The organism is Mesorhizobium sp. M7A.F.Ca.ET.027.03.2.1 (assembly GCF_003999175.1).
Lineage (GTDB): Bacteria > Pseudomonadota > Alphaproteobacteria > Rhizobiales > Rhizobiaceae > Mesorhizobium.
In genome coordinates, this window is sequence record NZ_RZOM01000016.1 from 1 (window position 1) to 17,678 (window position 17,678).

The following is a 17,678-nucleotide window of genomic DNA, read 5'->3' on the forward strand; positions in this document are numbered from 1 at the left end:
CGGCATCGGCGCAGCGCTGGAGGAGCGACGAGGCGCGGCGGACGCCTTGGCCTCGGCAATCGAATTGCGGGTTCTGCCGGCCGCCGAGTTCGACGCCTTCACGCCGGAGGCCCAGGCGGCTTTCACCGGCAGCGAATGGCGCATCACCAACGACGCCAACCGTATGGGATATCGCCTTGCTGGAGAGACGCTTTCGCTCCTCTCACCGCTCGAACTGCTCTCGCACGGCATCGTACCAGGCACAGTCCAGGTGCCGCCGTCCGGCCAACCGATCATCCAACTTGCCGATGCCAACACTTGCGGCGGCTATCCGAAGATCGCTACGGTGATCGAAGCCGACCTCTGGCGGCTGGCGCAAGCGCCGGTCAGCGCGCGCCTGCGTTTCTCAGCGGTCTCGATAGAAGCGTCGACGGAAGCGCTTCGCGCGAACCGGCAGCAAAGTCACGACTTTATCGCCGCCCGAAACCTTATGGCCGGCGAGCAGAGGACTCCATGAAAATTCGCCCCTTCACCATCGAGATTGCCCAGTCTGAAATCGACGATTTGAAGAAGCGCATCTCGACCTGGCGCGAGCCGGACCAGTTGCAGGCGATAGGCTGGGCGCAGGGAACGGAGCACGAGGAACTGCGCCGACTTATGCAGCACTGGCGAACCGGATTCGACTGGCGCAAGCAGGAAGCCGCCTGGAACATCCATCCGCACTACCAGACGGATATCGGCGGCGAAACCATCCATTTCATCCATGCGCGCGCCGCTGTGGCGACCAACAGAACGGTCATACTCACCCATGGCTGGCCAGGCAGCGTCTTCGAATTTCACAGGCTGATCCCGCTTCTGACCGATCCGCTTTCGCATGGCGGAAGACAGGAGGACGCCTTCAACGCCGTGGCCCCCTCGATTCCCGGCTATGGCTTTTCAAGCCGACCGACCAGGCCTGGTCTCAACCTGTTCACCGTCGCCGACCTTTGGGCCGAGTTGATGAGCCGTCTCGGCTACAAACGATATCTCGCGCAAGGTGGCGATCTGGGCGCCAGCGTGTCGACCTGCCTGGCGCACGCGTATCCAGACAGTCTCGCCGGCGTGCATCTGAACTTCATCCCCGGCTCATACTCACCTCCTCACGATCCAGACCCTGATGGCGACCTGAGCTTGGAAGAACGCGCCTTCCTGGAACGGAAAGCCGGGTGGGCGGATCTTCATGGTGCCTATGCTCATATTCAAGCGACGCGCCCGCAAACGCTTGCCTATGGACTGACGGATTCGCTGGTCGGACTGGCAGCCATGATCGAAAAATTCCGCGACTGGAGCGATTGCGATGGCGATCTGGCCAACGCCGCTTTTTCGCGCGACGACATGCTCGCCAACATCTCGCTCTACTGGTTCACCCGGACCGTCGCTTCGTCGATGCGGCTCTATTGGGAAACGCGCGCCCGTCCGCTTGCATTCGCGCCCGGCAAGGCGATCAACGTCCCGCTTGCAGTGGCTTTGTTTCCCAAGGAATTGCCGATGCCGCCAAGGAGTTGGGTCGAGCGCGTCTTAAAGGACATCCGCCAGTGGACAGCGATGCCGCGCGGTGGTCATTTCGCAGCCCTCGAGCAGCCCGCTTTGCTTGCACAGGATCTAAGAGCCTTTGCCGGTGGTCTGGATTTTTAAAGGCAGCGTTTGCGCGCAGCCAAGCCCGAAGGCCAGAAATGACCAACACCACGATCACCACCGATGCCCTGCATGAGCGCGTCGATGCAATTTTCCGCAAGGCCGGACTGAACCCCATTCAGGCCAGCGCCATTACAAGGGTCATCGTCGCGGCGGAACGCGATGCCTGCAAGTCGCATGGCATCTACCGGATCGAAGGCGCCCTGCGGACGATCAAGGCCGGAAAGGTGAGCCCACACGCGGTGCCCGAGTTGTCGCCGCAAGACGCTCCCGCCCTCGTCAAAGTGGATGCGAAGCATGGTTTCGCCAACCCAGCCTTCGAATTGGGTCTGCCGGTGCTGATCGAGCGGGCACGGTCGTGCGGCATTGCCGCACTCGCGATCAACGATGCGGTGCATTTTTCCGCCCTTTGGGTGGAGGTCGAAGCTTTGACACAGGCAGGCCTGGCCGGCCTGGCCATGTGCCCGAGCTATGCCACCGTCGCTCCGACCGGTGGCAACGGACCGTTGCTGGGCACCAATCCTTTTGCCTTTGGCTGGCCGCGAGAAGAGCAGCCTCCCTACGTTTTCGACTTCGCGACCTCGGTTGCCGCGCGCGGCGAGATCGAGCTCCACCGCCGGGCAGGCAAGAAGCTGCCGGAAGGCTGGGCCATGGATTCTGACGGCAGGCCAACGACGGACCCCGAAGCTGCTCTGGCAGGCGCCATGCTTCCCTTCGGCGGGCACAAGGGCTCGGCCATCGCGACGATGATCGAGCTGCTCGCCGGGATCATGATCGGCGACCTGACCAGCCCCGAGGCGCTCGAGCTGCTTGGCACCACGACGCTTTATCCGTCGCACGGAGAGTTGGTCATCGCTTTCTCGCCGAAAGCCTTCGCCGCCGGCCGGCCCGGCAATCCGCTGGGCCGTGCTGAAGCGCTGTTCGAGGCGATCTTGGGCCAGGGTGCGCGCCTGCCCTCGCAGAGGCGGTTCCTAGCCCGCGAGACGTCGGAGCGCGACGGTATCGTCCTCTCGCACCAGGAAATGGAACAACTCGATCGTTTTCTCGAACGGGGGCTCGACGCGGTCTGAATCGGTATCGCCAGGGCCAAGACCAATCACAGGAGGAGAAAAATGCGCTGGACGAAAACATTCACGGTCGTCGGCTGCCATGCCGAGGGCGAAGTCGGCAACGTGATCACCGGAGGCGTCAAGGACGTTCCGGGCAAGACCATGTTCGAAAAGAAGGAGTATCTCGAAGCGCATATGGACGACATTCGTGGGCTGCTCTTGTTCGAGCCGCGCGGTGCGCCCTACGTCAACGGCAACATCATCCTGCCGCCTTGCGATCCCTCGGCGGATCTCGGCTACATCATCATTGAAAGCACGGAATACCCGCCCATGTCTGGCTCAAACACCATCTGCGTCGCCACAGTGGCGCTGGAAACGGGGATGGTGCCGATGAAGGAGCCTGAGACATTGCTGCGCATGGAAGCGCCGGCCGGCATGATCGAGGTGCGCTGTCTCTGCGAGAACGGCAAGGTGAAGCAGGTCGAGTTCACCAATGTGCCGGCTTTCGCGTTCCATCTCGACACGCCTGTCGAAGTCGAGGGGCTCGGCACGATCACCGTCGACACCTCCTATGGCGGCATGACTTTCGCCCATGTCAATGCGCGCGCACTCGGCTTTTCCATAACACCCGACGAGGCCCACCAGATGTCGCTGATGGGCCAACGCATCAAGAAGGCGGTCAACGAACAGCTCGAGGTCGTGCATCCGGAGAACCCGAAGATCCGCGACGTGTCCAACGTGATTTTCGAAGGTCCGATCGAGCGCGTCGACGGGCGCGTGGAAAGCGTCAACGGCACGGTGTGCCTGCATGGCAGGCTCGACCGCTCACCGACAGGCACCGGCACCACCGGGCGGCTGGCGGTGATGTCGGCAAAGGGGCAGATCGCCAAGGGCGAGCTGTTCCGCAACAGATCGATCATCGGTACCCATTTCGATTCCCGCGTGATCGCCAATACGCGCCTCGGCGATCGCGACGCTGTCGTGGTCACCATCGCCGGACAGGCATGGATCACCAGCATCGGCCAATATGGCCTCGACCCGACGGATCCTTATCCGCGCGGACATCGCCTCAGCGATGTCTGGTTCTGAAACGGACGCGACCGTGGTCAGGCCGCGAACGCTCTGACCCTGACGCCGCTCTCCTCCAGCCGTCTCCTGACATGCGCGGCGATGGCGACGGCTGCCGGCGTGTCGCTGTGGACGCAGATCGAATCGATCGGCGTCTGCAGCATCTGTCCGGAAAGCGTCTCGATGGCACCTTGCTCGACCATTCGCACGACCCGTTCGGCCGCCTTCTCGGCGTCGTGGATGACAGCGCCTTCCAGCTTGCGCGAGACAAGAAAGCCTTCCTCCGTATAGGCGCGGTCGGCAAAGATTTCAGACCTGACGGTCAGGCCAGCGTCGCGCGCGATCCTGTCCTGGAAGCCGAGCGCAATGGACAGGCAGATCAGGCCGGGATCGACGGCCTTGACCGCGCGCGTCACCGCTTCGGCAACGCCACGGTCGGTCTGGGTAAGGTTGCCCAGCGCGCCATGCGCCTTCACATAGCGGATCGGGTGGCCGGCATAGGCGGAAAGCGCCTGCGCCGCGCCGATCTGGTAGGCGACCAGCCTCTCGATCTCATCCATGGAATGCGGGATGATGCGGCGTCCAAATCCCCACAGATCGGCAAAGCTCGGATGCGCGCCAACGGCGACGCCCTTGTCGCGCGCCATCGAGAACGTGGCCGCCATGATCTCGGGATCGCCGGCATGAAAGCCGCAGGCCACATTGGCTGAACTGACGATGTCGAGCATCGCCGCATCGTCGCCGAGCCTGTAGGCTCCAAAACCCTCGCCCATGTCGGAATTGATATCGACCTGCAATCCTTGGGCCGCCATGGCGCTTTCCTCAGTGGTTCGAACCATCGCCTTGCTTCACACCAGCTCGTAGAGCGGCGTGCCGTAGCCGACGACCGCTCCGTCCTCGATCAGCGCCGCACCCAGCACACCGTCTGCCGGCGCAACGATTGCCTTCAGGCATGGGCCGACCTGCAGGACGCCGACCGTCTCGCCTTTGCGAACCGTCTGGCCAGGTTCGGCGATCGGACGACCGGTCGTTGGGTGATCGAGACGGAACACGCCGACGCCGGGCGCGCGCAAGCCCTTGAAGACCGTTTCGGCCTTCGAGGCTTCGACCGGGGGTGTCGAGGCAACAACGGATTGCATGTGCAGGCGCAACGAAAAGCCGGCCTCCGACACTTCGATCTCGCCGATGCCGGCGCTAGCGCACCAGGCGGCCAGCCTTTCGATCTCCTCAACCGTCATCGCCGCCACGTCCTTCGAGCAGACCGCCTTCAATGAGACGTTCGAGATGATGGATATCGAAGCCTCCGGCGGCGAAACCGGGCTCTTCCATCAGGATGCCGTGCAGCGGTGCGTTGGTGGCGATGCCGACAGCCTCCATCTCGCCCAGCGCGCCGCTCATGCGCCGGATCGCCTCGGCTCGCGTCACGCCATGCGCCAGCAGCTTGGCCACCAATGAATCGTAGTGCGGCGGGACGGTGTAGCCGGAGTAGAGATGCGATTCGACGCGGATTCCGGGACCTCCGGGCGGCGTCCAGCGCTCGACCCGGCCCGGATGCGGGCGAAAGCTGTATGGATCTTCAGCGTTGATGCGGCACTCGACGGCGTGGCCCTGGATGCGGATGTCTTCCTGGCTGAACGACAGGGGTTCGCCCCGGGCGATGCGGATCTGCTCGCGCACGATATCGATGCCGGTGACGAGTTCCGTGACGGGATGCTCCACCTGCACGCGGGTGTTCATCTCGATGAAAGAGAAGCGCCCGTCCTCGTAGAGGAATTCGAAGGTGCCGGCACCCGTATAGCCGATGGTCAGGCATGCGTGGGCACACAGCTCGCCGATCTCGGCAATCGCCTCGCGGGCGATGCCGGGCGCCGGCGCCTCCTCGATGATCTTCTGGTGGCGGCGCTGCATGGAGCAATCCCGCTCGCCGAGCCAGACCGCCCTACCATGCTTGTCCGCCAGAATCTGGATCTCGATATGGCGCGGATGCTCGAGGAATTTCTCCAGATAGACTTGCGGGTTGCCGAAGGCCCGGTTCGCCTCTTTCACCGCCATTGAAACGGCTTCCATCAGGGCGTGCTGCTCGCGCACGATGCGCATGCCGCGCCCGCCGCCGCCGCCCGCTGCCTTGACGATGACCGGATAGCCGATGGCCTCGGCAATGGCGCGCACTGCCTGCTCGTCCTGCGGCAGCGCCCCCTCGGAGCCAGCAACGCAGGGAACGCCGGCGGCGATCATCGTGCGCTTGGCGGAGACCTTGTCGCCCATGGTGCGGATCGCCGCCGCCGACGGCCCGATGAAGGCAAGGCCGGCATTCTCGACAGCCTCGGCGAAGGCGGCGTTTTCCGAGAGGAAGCCGTAGCCCGGATGGATCGCGCCCGCGCCGGTGAGTTGCGCGGCCGCGATGATCTCGGCGATATTGAGATAGCTCTCCGTCGCGGCAGCCGGCCCGATGCAGATCGCCCTGTCCGCCAGCGCAACATGACGAAGGCTCGCATCCGCTTCCGAGTGCGCCGCCACCGTCTTCAATCCGAGATCGCGGCAGGCGCGCAGGATGCGCTGCGCGATTTCACCGCGGTTGGCGATAAGGACGGTGTCGAACATCGCCGCTAGCCCAAATCTTCGAGAACGAACAGCACATCGCCGGACTGCACCGCGGCATGGTCGTCGAACGCGATCTGGACGATCCGCCCAGCGCGATCGGATTCCACGACATTGAACGTCTTCATGGCTTCGAGGACACCAACCTTCTGCCCTTCCACGACCACATCGCCAACCGAAGCGAGCGGCGGTTCACCTTCGGTGCCGGAGCGGTAGAACACGCCCGTCAGCGGCGCGCGGATCGAATAGCGTGCGATGGGCGGAGATGTCGAAGCCGGATTTGTGAAGACGGCAGGGACGGCGGCTGACCCCGACTGCGGCGAAGGCTGCGACGCGGATTGCGCCAGCACCCCCTGCCTGGACATGCGGATACGAACGCCATTGCGCTCGATCTCCAGTTCGGCAATGGGCGAACGCGAGACAAATTCGATCAGCTTCTGGACGAAGTCGAGATCCATCGCCGACCCTATCGCAGCGCTTCGACAGCCTCGGCGATTCGCCCGATCGCTTTTTCGATCAGATCCATCGACGTGGCTATGGAAATGCGGAAATGCGGCGACAGCCCGTAGGCAGAGCCCTGCACCACCGCGACCCGCGCCTGATCGAGCAGGTAAAGCGAGAAGTCGTCGTCGCTGCCGATGGGAGTGCCGTCGGGGCGACGACGGCCGATCAGGGCCGAGCAATTGGGATAGAGATAGAAGGCGCCCTCGGGCGTCTGGCAGGTAAGGTCGGGAATCTTGCGCAGCAGCTCCAGCGCGCGGTCGCGCCGGGCCTGGAATTCGAGCGCCCGCGGGCGAAGAAAGTCCTGGGGACCTTCCAGTGCGGCAATGGTCGCAGCCTGCGAGATGGATGACGGGTTCGACGTGCTTTGGCTCTGCACGGTGGCCATGGCGCGGATCAGCGGTTCCGGCCCGCCGGCATAGCCGATCCGCCAGCCGGTCATGGCATAGGCCTTCGACACGCCATTCACTGTCAGCGTACGGTCCTTCAGCCTCGGCTCGACGCCGGCGATGGTATGGAAGGTACGTCCGTCGAACAGGATATGCTCGTAGATGTCGTCGGTCAGAACGTGCACATGCGGGTGATCGAGCAACACCCCGGCCAGGCCGGCAAGTTCGTCGGGGCTGTAGACGGCGCCAGTCGGATTGGAAGGCGTGTTGAGCAGCAGCCATTTGGTGCGCCCGGTGATCGCGGCTCGCAGGGCTTGCGGTGTCAGTTTGAAGCCCTGCGCCTCCGTGCAGGGAACGACCACGGGCTTGCCTTCGCCGAGCAGGACGATGTCGGTGTAGGAAACCCAATAGGGCGCGGGGACGACCACCTCGTCGCCGGGGGCCAGCGTTGCCAGCAGGGCGTTGTAGATGATCTGCTTTGCGCCACCCGCGACGCTGATTTGCGAAGGCTTGTAGTCGAGGCCGTTCTCGCGCCTGAATTTCCCGGCCACCGCCTTCTTCAGCGCGGCGGTGCCGTCGACCGCCGTATAGCGCGTTTCACCCCTGCGCATCGCCTCGTAGGCCGCCTCGACGATGTGCGGAGGCGTTGGAAAATCCGGCTCGCCGGCGCTCAGGCTGATGACGTCGATGCCGGCCGAGCGCATTTCGATTGCCCGCGCGGTGACCGCCATGCTGGGGCTTGGCTTGATGACGTCAAGACGGGGAGCGATGAGGCCCACGGGAAATCCTCGGCATGGCTGCCGCGACGTTGCCGGGCAGGTGATATCTGGTACAAATTGGATAATGTATTCTTATTTTCGCGTCAAACCCCTTTTTCTGCGTCGAAGACCGGGTTATGTCTCATTCCAGTGGTGGGCCGATAGAGGAAAGTATCCAATCTTCGTCGCCACGGGTGATATTCGAGATAGGGAACACGATCGGAATGGGCACAAACTATGATGTGGTGATCGTCGGCGGCGGCGTTGTCGGCAGCTCGGTCGCCTATTTCCTGTCAGCCAATCCGGATTTCGATGGCAGTATTGCGGTGATCGAGCGGGACCCCTACTACGCGGCCTCCTCGTCTTCCTTGTCGACCAGCGCCATCCGCCAGCAGTTCGGCACGGCGCCGAACATCGCCATGTCGAAGTTCAGCATCGACTTCCTGCGCCAGGTAAAGACGCGGCTTGCCATCGGCGACGAGTTGGCCGACATCGGCCTGCATGAGCCCGGTTACCTCGTGCTGGCGACGCCCGAGCGGGCAGACGCGCAACGTGCCAAGAACCGCGTTCAGCGCGGCATGGGCGTCGACGCCGAACTGATCGAGCAGGTCGATCTGGCACGACGCTTCCCGTGGCTCAACACGGACGATCTCGCCCTTGGCTCGCTCGGCCTTGGCAGCGAAGGCTGGTTCGACGGCCCCGGCCTGATGCAGGCCTTCCGCCGAAAGGCGCGCACGCAGGGCGTGGATTATCTTGCCGCGACGGTGACCGGACTGACCATGGCGTCTCCCCAAAAAGTCGGCGAAGTGGTGCTCGACAATGGCGACCGGCTTGCCGCCGGCACGGTGATCAACGCGGCCGGACCATGGAGCGCGGGCATTGCCAGGATGGCTGGCGCCGAACTGCCGGTTGTCCCAAGCAAGCGCTGCGTCTTCGTCTTCGAAACGCCGGCAAGGATCGAAAACTGCCCCTTCGTCTTCGACACGAGCGGCTTCTGGCTGCGGCCGGAAGGCCAGCTCTTCCTGTGCGGTATTCCGCCGGTGCGCGAGAACGAGCCGGACGATTTTGGCCTGGATGTGGATTACGACCTGTTCGACGAGTTGATCTGGCCGGCGCTCGCCCATCGCGTGCCCGGCTTCGAACAATTGCGCATGCTGCGCGCCTGGGCGGGGCTCTACGAATACAACACCTTCGACCACAGCGGCATCATCGGCCGACATCCCGAGGTTTCGAACTTTGTCCTGGCCACCGGCTTCAGCGGCCACGGCATGATGCATGCAGCGGCGACCGGGTCGGGCGTCAGTGATCTCATTGCCTATGGCGAGTACCGCTCTGTCGACCTGTCGGCCTTCCGCTACGAACGGATCGCCGGCAATCAACCCATCGAGGAACATGTCTACTGAAGCGAAACGGGCGACATGGCATCGCGGTGACAACGGTGCTATGCGTCCACTTCTTCCATCAACACGGCGCCAGTCAACAAACAAGGCGGCCGCCCCAGGCTGATTCATGCTCGTACAGAAGAAAACCATCTCGACCCAGGTCGCCGATGCCATCAGGCAGAAGATCCTGATCGGTGAATACGAGGCCAATTTCCAACTGCGGCAGGAACATCTGGCCACCGAGTTCGGTGTCAGCCGAATTCCGGTGCGAGAGGCGCTGCATCAGCTTCATTCGGAAGGCTTCGTCACGCTGGTTTCGCACAAGGGCGCCGTCGTCACCTCCATTTCCCTGGACGAGATCCTCGAGCTCTACGAATTGCGAGCCCGGATCGAAACATGGCTACTGGCCCTGGCCATTCCAAGGATGACGGAGGCAGACCTCGCGCTGGCCCGCGAGCGCGCAAAGCAGCACCAGGAGCAGGGCAAGACCGGCGAGTACTCGAACCAGCTCAACTGGAACTTCCACGCCGCGCTCTACCAGCCGTCCGGCCGCAAGGCGACGATCGAACTGGTCGGGCGCATCTACCAGCAGCTGGAACGCTACACGCGCATGATGGTGACGCTCACCGAGATCCAGGCCCAGTCCGACCGCGACCACTGGCAGCTCATCGACCTATGCGAAGCCAAAGATACGCTGCGCGCCGTCGGCCTTTTGGAAATGCATATCATCACCAGCGGCAAATTCCTGGTCGACCGGCTTGAGGAATTGCGGGGCAGCTGATCAGTCGCCCCGTCTCCTTGTCCAGCCCCAATCCTTCGCGCGAAGATCATTTGCCGGGCAGATTGGTCGCCCTCGTCAGCAGGATCACGCCCGCCTTGTCGGCCGTATCGTAATAAGTGAAGCCGGTGCGGTTTTCCCGGCGCCCGCGCATCAGCACGGGAAGCCCGTCGTCCTGCGCCTTGGCCTCGGCTGCATCCGCATCGCGAACCTCAAAGCCGATATGGAAGACGCCTTCACCCTTGCTGTCGAGATGAATCCGCTGCGGTGAAGGATCGCCGTTCGGCTCGCACAGCTGCAGCTGAACGTTCGGCAAGTTGCAAATCCGGTATTGCATCGCCTTGAAACCCTCGGGGCTTGGGACCTGGAGTTCTTCGTATTCGGCCAGCGGCGGATAGGACTCCCATGGCCCGATGCCGATGAAGTCATAATAGGCCTGCGCCTTGTCGATATCGTGCACGACGATGCAGATGTGATGCAGCTTGTCGAAATTGCCCATGTCGTCACTCCTTGATCGGGACCGTATAGTTCAGAACCCGGCGCCCCCCGTCGGGGTAGATCGTCTCGCCGGTGATGTAGGAAGCGTCGTCGCTGGCCAGGAATGCCACGACCGAGGCGATCTCGGCTGCCGTGCCGAGGCGCCCGGGAGGTGTCCGCGAAAGGACCGCCCGTCGCATTTCTTCCGAGTCGATGAATGTCCCGTCCATGACCATGTCCGTGGCGATGGTGCCCGGCCCGACACCGACCACGCGGATGCCGTGGGGGGCGAAGGCGACGGCCGCGGTGCTGGTGACCTGGTTCATGCCGCCCTTGGAGATCGCGTAGGTGGCGACACGTGGGTTGGCGAGGCCCGAATTGATCGACGACATGTTGATGATGACGCCGCCTCCACCTTGCGCGATCATCTGGCGGGCTGCGGCCTGGGTGCCCATGAACGCACCTTTGAGATTGACGGCGAGAACCCTGTCGTAGTCCGCCTCTGTGATGTCGAGAAAGTCCTGGACCGGAGCGATGCCGGCATTGTTGACCATGATGTCGACACGGCCGAACTTCGCCACCGCCGCTGCAATCAGCCCATCGACCTGGTCCTTCTTGCTGACATCCGTGACGACCGCCAGGACGCTGTCGGTGGTACCGATTTCAGCGGCACATTTTTTTAACTCCACGGCATCGATGTCGCCGAGCACGAGCTTCGCGCCTTCGGCCAAAAAGCGTTCCGCGCAAGCGCGTCCGATGCCGCGCGCCGCGCCTGTGACAACCGCCACCTTGCCTGCCTGTCTCATGTCCAATCCTTCGATCATTTGTAAGTCGGCCACCGTCTCAGGGAGCATGGGCCGAGCTTGGCTAGGAATGGGGTTTCTCCCACCGAAGCCTAGCCTAGCGGATAACGAAGGGATTGGCGGTCTTGCCGGCGGTGTCTATCCACACCGTCTTGGTCTGCAGATAGGAATTGATGGCATCCTGCCCGCTTTCGCGCCCGATACCGCTCCTCTTGTAGCCGCCGAAGGGCGCCATGTAGGAGACGGCACGGTATGAGTTGATCCAGACCATCCCCGCTTCCATCGCGGCCGCGCCGCGCAGCGCCCTGCCCATGTCGCTGGTCCATATTCCCGCCGCCAGCCCATAGGGGCTGTCATTGGCAATGGCGAAGGCCTCGTCCTCGTCGTCAAAGGGGATGACGGACAGGATCGGCCCGAACACCTCCTCACGCGCGATCCGCATGGTGTTGTTCACGCCGGTGAAGATGGTGGGCTCGACGAACCAGCCCTCGGCCAGTTCACCCGAGGCCGGCTTGCCGCCGCCCAGCACGCAAAGCGCACCCTCGCGGCGCGCGATGCCGAGATAGGACAGCACCTTCTCGCGCTGGGCTTGCGTGGTGATCGGCCCGACCTGCGTCTCTTGCAGCGCCGGATTGCCCAATCGAGCGCTGGCCGCCAGCGTTATGACGCCTTCCACGAACCGGTCGTGGATTTTGCGATGCACCAGCAGCCGCGAACCCGCGATGCAGGTCTGGCCGCTGGCCGCGAAGATGCCTGAGATCGCGCCGTTGACCGCGCTCTCGATATCGGCGTCGTCGAAGACGATGTTGGCCGATTTGCCGCCGAGCTCCAGCGTGACGGTCTTTAGCTGTTCGGCAGCCGCCCGATAGACCGCGATCCCGCCAGGCTCACCACCGGTGAAGGCGATCTTGGCGACGTCGGGATGAGAGACGAGTGGCGCGCCGACATCAAGCGGCATGCCGGTAACGGTGTTGACCACGCCGGGCGGGAAGCCTGCCCGCGCAAACAGTTTCACGAACTCCAACGTCGAGGCCGAGGCGTGTTCCGACGGTTTGATGACGACAGTGTTGCCTGCCGCCAGCAGCGGCGCGAGCTTCCATGTCAGAAGTAAAAGCGGCGAATTCCAGGGCACGATCGCTGCAATGACACCCAGCGGCTCGTGGCGGGTGAAAGCGAACATGCCAGCCTTGTCGATCGGCAGCACCGACCCTTCGATCTTGTCGGCAAGACCGCCGAAATAGCGGAACCATTCCGGGATATAGCGCAGCTGTGCCGTCATTTCGGTGAGCAGCTTGCCATTGTCGCGCGTCTCGATGGCGGCAATACGATCTGCGTTCTCGGCGATCAGATCGGCCAGCCGCACGAGCAGCTTGCCCCGCGCGGTCGGCGTGATGCCGGCCCATTCCTTCGACCGGAATGCTGCCTTCGCGGACGCCACGGCGGCGTCCACCTGGCTCGCTCCTCCACGCGGGATCAGCGCCCAGGGCCTGCCGGTGAACGGATCATGGCTCTCGAATGTATCGGCTGTCGATTGCAACCGACCGCCGACCGTGTTCTGGAAACTGACCAGCGCCATATCGGTCCTCAACAGGTGGCAAAGCCCAGATGGGCGCGAAAGCGGTTCTTGACCTCGACCGCGTCGCGCGGCGGCAGCGAGCGCGGCAGGTTCTCGGCGGTGATTTTCAGCACGAAAAGGCGCGGACCGTCGGCCGGGCGCCGAAGTTCTCCACAGAGCATGTCGACCTCCTCCAGCGTACGCAGCTCGGCGGTCTTCGAAAAACCGCAAGCGGCCGCGACCTTGTCGAAACCAATGCCCTTGCCGGTATGGCTGGACTGCATGCCGGTCTCGCCGAAATGCTGATTGTCGAGCACGATCAGGTCGAGATTTTTCGGCCGCGCCACCGAGATCGTCGCCAGCGAACCGAACGCCATCAGCTGTTCGCCATCTCCGGTGATCACCATGACCCGCTTGTCGGGTTGGGCTTGGGCAAGCCCGAGGCCGATCAGCGCAGCACCCCCCATGGCGCCCCACAGATAATAGTTGTCGTTGCGGTCACCGGCAGCATGCACGTCGTAGCTCGGCGAGCCTAGACCGGTCACGACCAGGGCTCCGTCGCGGGCGTCGAGCAGCTTCTTCACCGCAACCCGGCGGTCCATCGTCGGTAAATTCATGTCGCTCACCACTTCTTCTTGCCGAGCAGCCGCTGCCCGATCAGCACGGCAATCTGCTGGTCGGCGTCGAAGGCCATCAAGGCTGCCTGCGCCACCGTCTCCACCAGGTCGGGACCGGTTTCGGCGCGCAGCACCCTGAGCCCTATCGCCTTCAGCGACGCCTCCGTCGCCTGCCCCATCGGCACCTGCCACGGGTTGAACTCGGCCCATTCGCCCCGCATCGTCACCAGGACGAGCAAGGGGAAGCGCGCCTGCACGGGAAGCGACAGCATGTTGATGCAATTGCCGACACCGGAGGATTGCATGAGCACGACGCTCCGCTTGCCACCGAGCCAGGAGCCTGCTGCGATGGCGATGCCCTCCTCCTCCGTCGTCAGCACATTGGTGACGACTTCGGGATCCTCACTGAAAAGGCGGATCAATGTGGTATGACCGGCATCCGGCACATAGGACATGTGGCTGATGCCGGCAGCCTTGAGCACCTCATAGACCTGATCCGGCCACTGCCTTTCAGACACGGTCGGAGCGGCGGCAGGCGCTGCTGCTTCCGGAGGTTTTGCTTGTATGCTCGCCGTCACCTTGCGTCTCCGAGATATTGGACTGGCATTAGACTAGCGCGCTTGACCGATGCAATCTTCGTCTCTTTCTCGTGATCAGATATAATGGTATTCGATAGCTCATGGAGTTATCGCAGCTACGCACCCTCATCCATGTCGCCGAACTCGGCAGCCTCAGCAAGGCCGCCGACCGGCTGCACATTGCGCAGCCGGCGCTCAGCCGGCAGGTGCGCATGCTGGAGGAGGAATTGGGCTTTGCCCTTTTCCTGCGCCACGGACGCGGCATGGTGCTGTCCGAGCAGGGCAAGGAGGTGCTGGCGCACGCCATGCGCGTGATGGCCGAGATCGACGAGATCCGCGCCACGGCCACACCCGCCGATGCGCCGCTGACCGGCGAAGTGGCCATCGGCCTGCCGCCCACCGTTGCCGACATTATTTCGCTGCCGCTGGCGGCCGCCTTCGGCAAGGCCCATCCCAAGGCGAAGCTCAGACTTGTCAGCGCCTACACCGGCTATCTGCTGGACTGGATGCACCGCGGCGAAGTGGACGTCGCGGTACTCTACGACCCGCGCATGGCGCGTTCGCTGCGCTCGCGCCCGCTGCTCCTGGAAAACCTCTTCCTGATCGGACCGCCGGATGCGGGATTTTCAACTGTGCGCGCCGTATCGTTCGCCTCGCTCGCCGGCAAGCGCCTGCTGCTGCCCAGCATCAAGCACGGGCTGCGCATCATCGTCGAACGCTGCGCCACGGATGCCGGCATCACGCTCGATGTCGGCATCGAAGCGGACTCCTATTCGGCGCTGAAGGACCTGGTGCGCAACGGCCATGGCTGGACGATCCTGCCGCTCGCTCCCATCCATGCCGACGTGACTGCCGGGCTGCTCACCGCCGCGCCATTGATCGATCCGGTGCCCGTGCGCCGCCTGATCCTTGCCTACCCGGCGGACCGGCCTGCCTCGCGGCTGGCGCGGTTTGCCGGACAAGCGATAGGGGACATCGCCAAGGATCTTGTAGGGCGGGCCGTCTGGGTCGGCCAACTTCTCGGCCCTCCACCATAAGCATTCGAATTCCGTTATATCTGCTCACGTCCGCTCTGCATTGCTGACAGGGCATGGAGGCGCGATAGTGAGGCCCGCAGCAAGACGAAAACCCGGACAAACCTCATGGAAGCCTATCAGGACATTCGCGATGCCGTCGCCAGGCTGTGCACGCGCTTTCCCGGAGAATACTGGCGCGCACTCGACAGGGACATGGCCTATCCCGGTGACTTCGTCGCAGCGTTGACGCAGGCCGGTTGGCTCTCGATCCTGATCCCGGAGGCATATGGTGGCTCGGGCCTGCCGCTTTCGGCCGCCGCTGCCGTGCTGGAGGAAATCCAGCGCGCCGGCTGCAATGGTGGCGCCTGCCATGCCCAGATGTACACGATGGGCACGCTTCTTCGCCACGGCTCGGAAGCCCAGAAGCAGCGATACCTGCCGAAGATCGCCGCGGGAGAATTGCGCCTGCAGGCATTCGGCGTCACCGAACCGAGCAGCGGCACCGACACCGGCGCGCTCAAGACTACTGCTCGCCTCGACGGCGATCATTTCGTGGTCAAGGGCCAGAAGATCTGGACCAGCCGCGCCGAGCATTCGGATCTGATGCTGCTGCTGGCGCGGACCACGCCGCTGAAGGACGGCATGAAAAAGACCGACGGCCTCTCCGTCCTCATCGTCGACATGCGCGAAGCCGTCGGCAACGGCCTCACAATCCGGCCGATCCGCACCATGATGAACCATGCCACCACCGAGGTCTTCTTCGACGATCTGCGCGTACCCGCCGAAAACCTGATCGGCGAAGAGGGGAAGGGATTCCGCTACATCCTCTCGGGCATGAACGCCGAGCGCATCCTGATATCAGCCGAATGCGTCGGCGACGCGAAATGGTTCATCGAAAAGGCAAGCACCTACGCAAAGGAGCGGCATGTGTTTGGCCGGGCGATCGGCCAGAACCAGGGCATCCAGTTTCCGATCGCAAGGGCCTACGCCAACATGCGCGCGGCCGAACTGATGGTGCGCGAGGCGCTGAACCTCTACGAGGCCGGCAAGAACCCCGGATCCGAAGCGAACATGGCCAAGATGCTGGCGGCCGACGCTTCGAACGAAGCCGCCAATGTCTGCATCCAGACTTATGGCGGGTTCGGTTTCGCGGAAGAGTACGATGTCGAGCGCAAGTTCCGCGAGACGCGTCTCTATCAGGTCGCGCCGATCTCGACCAACCTCATCCTGTCATACCTTTCCGAGCACGTGCTTGGACTGCCGCGTTCCTACTAGGAGTCGTCCGTGAACGTCCTCATCGTCTATGCACACCCGGAAGCAAAATCCTTCAACGGCGCCATGAAGGATCTGGCCGTGGAAACCTTGACCCGCGCAGGCCACGATGTAGTCGTCAGCGACCTCTATGCGATGGGCTTCAATCCTGTCGCAGGGCCGGGCGACGTATCGGGCGAGCGTAACGATCCGGACTTCTTCAGCCTGCCGCGCGAACAGACCGCCGCCTACGAGGCCGGCGCACTGTCGGCCGATATCAGTGCAGAGATCGAAAAGGTGAAGCGGGCGGACTTCGTGCTGTTCCAGTTCCCGGTCTGGTGGTTCGGAATGCCAGCAATGCTCAAGGGCTGGGCCGATCGCGTCTTCGCGCGCGGTTTCGCCTATCTGCCGGGCCGCAAATACGACACCGGCATGTTCAGGGGAAAGCTCGCCATGGTGGCCGCCACCACGGGCACGTCGGCCGACACCTACGCGCCCGATGGCATCGACGGCGACATCCTCACGGTGCTGTGGCCGATCCACAATGGTCTGCTGCGCTATTCCGGCTTCGACGTGCTGCCGCCCTTCGTCGCCTACATGCCGGGCCGCGTCGGCGACGATGGCCGCAAGGCCTATCTGGACGCCTACCGCAAGAGGCTCGAGGACATTGATGGCACGCCGCATCTGTTCTTCCACGCAGCCGAGGACTACGGCAAGAACGAGCGGCTGAAGCCTGGCGTGCTGGCGCGCTCGGGAGTGCAGCGCAATGTCTGACGCCCGCCCGCTGGAGGGCCTGTTTGTCGTTTCGATCGAGCAGGCCGTCGCCGCTCCGCTCTGCACGGTCCGCCTTGCCGATGCCGGCGCACGCGTCGTGAAGATCGAGCGCCCGGAAGGCGAAACCGCGCGTCACTACGATTCCGCAGTGGAAGGCATGTCGGCTTACTTCGTCTGGCTCAACCGCGGCAAGGAGAGCGCGGTGCTCGACCTGAAGACTAAGCACGACCTGGCTCTCCTGCACCGGATGGTCGCGCGCGCCGACGTCCTCGTGCAGAATCTCGTGCCGGGCGCCATCGACAGGCTCGGCCTCTCGGCCGATACAATTGCGAAAGAGTTTCCTCGGCTGATCGCCATCAACATCGTCGGTTACGGACAGGACACGCCCTATGCGGCCATGCGCGCCTACGACATGCTGGTGCAGGCGGAAA

At 63.5% G+C, this 17,678-nt stretch carries 19 protein-coding genes and 1 pseudogene; 10 read left to right on the forward strand and 10 right to left on the reverse strand.

Translation table 11 applies throughout. The features are described 5' to 3' along the window. The 4 genes and pseudogenes from EN750_RS01720 to EN750_RS01735 form a co-directional block, all read left to right on the forward strand. A pseudogene (locus tag EN750_RS01720) lies at positions 1 to 496 on the forward strand (allophanate hydrolase); the annotation flags it as partial. Continuing rightward, on the forward strand, positions 493 to 1,653 hold the full coding sequence (locus EN750_RS01725) for an epoxide hydrolase family protein (protein ID WP_127395438.1): 1,161 nt from the start codon (positions 493 to 495) through the stop codon (positions 1,651 to 1,653). The pseudogene EN750_RS01720 and the gene EN750_RS01725, both read left to right, overlap by 4 nt. Before the next feature lie 38 nt (positions 1,654 to 1,691). Beyond that, positions 1,692 to 2,723: an Ldh family oxidoreductase gene (locus EN750_RS01730; protein ID WP_127395453.1), complete on the forward strand. Its 1,032-nt coding sequence runs from the start codon at positions 1,692 to 1,694 to the stop codon at positions 2,721 to 2,723. A 42-nt stretch (positions 2,724 to 2,765) separates the two neighbouring features. After that, positions 2,766 to 3,791: a proline racemase family protein gene (locus EN750_RS01735; protein WP_127395439.1), complete on the forward strand. Its 1,026-nt coding sequence runs from the start codon at positions 2,766 to 2,768 to the stop codon at positions 3,789 to 3,791. A gap of 17 nt (positions 3,792 to 3,808) precedes the next feature. On the opposite strand, the gene EN750_RS01740 is transcribed toward EN750_RS01735, so the two are convergent. Genes EN750_RS01740 through EN750_RS01760 form a run of 5 tightly spaced genes read right to left on the reverse strand, consistent with a single transcriptional unit; the run spans position 3,809 to position 8,037 of the window. Continuing rightward, on the reverse strand, positions 3,809 to 4,582 hold the full coding sequence (locus EN750_RS01740) for a 5-oxoprolinase subunit PxpA (RefSeq protein WP_127395440.1): 774 nt from the start codon (positions 4,580 to 4,582) through the stop codon (positions 3,809 to 3,811). A 36-nt stretch (positions 4,583 to 4,618) separates the two neighbouring features. Further along, the gene (locus EN750_RS01745) at positions 4,619 to 5,008 is read right to left on the reverse strand and encodes a biotin/lipoyl-containing protein (protein ID WP_127395441.1); all 390 of its coding nucleotides are present in this window, start codon (positions 5,006 to 5,008) and stop codon (positions 4,619 to 4,621) included. Next, a complete protein-coding gene (gene accC / locus EN750_RS01750; RefSeq protein WP_127395442.1) occupies positions 4,998 to 6,371 on the reverse strand; it encodes an acetyl-CoA carboxylase biotin carboxylase subunit in 1,374 nt (457 codons plus the stop codon). Before accC ends, EN750_RS01745 begins: the two co-directional genes overlap by 11 nt. Before the next feature lie 5 nt (positions 6,372 to 6,376). Beyond that, on the reverse strand, positions 6,377 to 6,826 hold the full coding sequence (locus EN750_RS01755; RefSeq protein ID WP_127395443.1) for an acetyl-CoA carboxylase biotin carboxyl carrier protein subunit: 450 nt from the start codon (positions 6,824 to 6,826) through the stop codon (positions 6,377 to 6,379). Positions 6,827 to 6,834: 8 nt separating this feature from the next. Continuing rightward, positions 6,835 to 8,037, reverse strand: coding sequence for a pyridoxal phosphate-dependent aminotransferase (locus EN750_RS01760; protein ID WP_127395444.1), 1,203 nt, complete (start codon positions 8,035 to 8,037; stop codon positions 6,835 to 6,837). 203 nt (positions 8,038 to 8,240) lie between these two features. Between EN750_RS01760 and EN750_RS01765 the strand changes: the two genes are divergently transcribed. Beyond that, a complete protein-coding gene (locus tag EN750_RS01765; RefSeq protein ID WP_127395445.1) occupies positions 8,241 to 9,419 on the forward strand; it encodes an FAD-binding oxidoreductase in 1,179 nt (392 codons plus the stop codon). Positions 9,420 to 9,525: 106 nt separating this feature from the next. After that, positions 9,526 to 10,179 carry a GntR family transcriptional regulator gene (locus EN750_RS01770; protein ID WP_127395446.1) on the forward strand — a complete coding sequence of 218 codons (654 nt, stop codon included), beginning with the start codon at positions 9,526 to 9,528 and terminating at the stop codon, positions 10,177 to 10,179. A 46-nt stretch (positions 10,180 to 10,225) separates the two neighbouring features. On the opposite strand, the gene EN750_RS01775 is transcribed toward EN750_RS01770, so the two are convergent. The 5 genes from EN750_RS01775 to EN750_RS01795 all read right to left on the reverse strand — a co-directional run bounded on the left by EN750_RS01775 (position 10,226) and on the right by EN750_RS01795 (position 14,146). Beyond that, complete coding sequence (locus tag EN750_RS01775; RefSeq protein WP_127395447.1) at positions 10,226 to 10,675, reverse strand: VOC family protein; 450 nt, start codon at positions 10,673 to 10,675, stop codon at positions 10,226 to 10,228. Positions 10,676 to 10,679: 4 nt separating this feature from the next. Further along, the gene (locus EN750_RS01780; RefSeq protein ID WP_127395448.1) at positions 10,680 to 11,459 is read right to left on the reverse strand and encodes an SDR family oxidoreductase; all 780 of its coding nucleotides are present in this window, start codon (positions 11,457 to 11,459) and stop codon (positions 10,680 to 10,682) included. 94 nt (positions 11,460 to 11,553) lie between these two features. Continuing rightward, positions 11,554 to 13,032 carry an aldehyde dehydrogenase gene (locus tag EN750_RS01785; protein WP_127395449.1) on the reverse strand — a complete coding sequence of 493 codons (1,479 nt, stop codon included), beginning with the start codon at positions 13,030 to 13,032 and terminating at the stop codon, positions 11,554 to 11,556. An 8-nt stretch (positions 13,033 to 13,040) separates the two neighbouring features. Continuing rightward, the gene (locus EN750_RS01790) at positions 13,041 to 13,628 is read right to left on the reverse strand and encodes a thiamine pyrophosphate-dependent enzyme (RefSeq protein ID WP_127269711.1); all 588 of its coding nucleotides are present in this window, start codon (positions 13,626 to 13,628) and stop codon (positions 13,041 to 13,043) included. Positions 13,629 to 13,633: 5 nt separating this feature from the next. Then, positions 13,634 to 14,146 carry a thiamine pyrophosphate-binding protein gene (locus tag EN750_RS01795; protein WP_164748823.1) on the reverse strand — a complete coding sequence of 171 codons (513 nt, stop codon included), beginning with the start codon at positions 14,144 to 14,146 and terminating at the stop codon, positions 13,634 to 13,636. Between the two features lie 161 nt (positions 14,147 to 14,307). Between EN750_RS01795 and EN750_RS01800 the strand changes: the two genes are divergently transcribed. The 4 genes from EN750_RS01800 to EN750_RS01815 all read left to right on the forward strand — a co-directional run. Beyond that, positions 14,308 to 15,243 carry a LysR substrate-binding domain-containing protein gene (locus tag EN750_RS01800; RefSeq protein ID WP_127395451.1) on the forward strand — a complete coding sequence of 312 codons (936 nt, stop codon included), beginning with the start codon at positions 14,308 to 14,310 and terminating at the stop codon, positions 15,241 to 15,243. A 105-nt stretch (positions 15,244 to 15,348) separates the two neighbouring features. Further along, positions 15,349 to 16,497 carry an acyl-CoA dehydrogenase family protein gene (locus tag EN750_RS01805; protein ID WP_127395452.1) on the forward strand — a complete coding sequence of 383 codons (1,149 nt, stop codon included), beginning with the start codon at positions 15,349 to 15,351 and terminating at the stop codon, positions 16,495 to 16,497. 9 nt (positions 16,498 to 16,506) lie between these two features. Next, a complete protein-coding gene (locus EN750_RS01810) occupies positions 16,507 to 17,247 on the forward strand; it encodes an NAD(P)H-dependent oxidoreductase (protein ID WP_127318279.1) in 741 nt (246 codons plus the stop codon). Continuing rightward, the coding region (locus EN750_RS01815; RefSeq protein WP_145967360.1) for a CoA transferase at positions 17,240 to 17,678 on the forward strand (439 nt) is incomplete at its 3' end. The genes EN750_RS01810 and EN750_RS01815, both read left to right, overlap by 8 nt.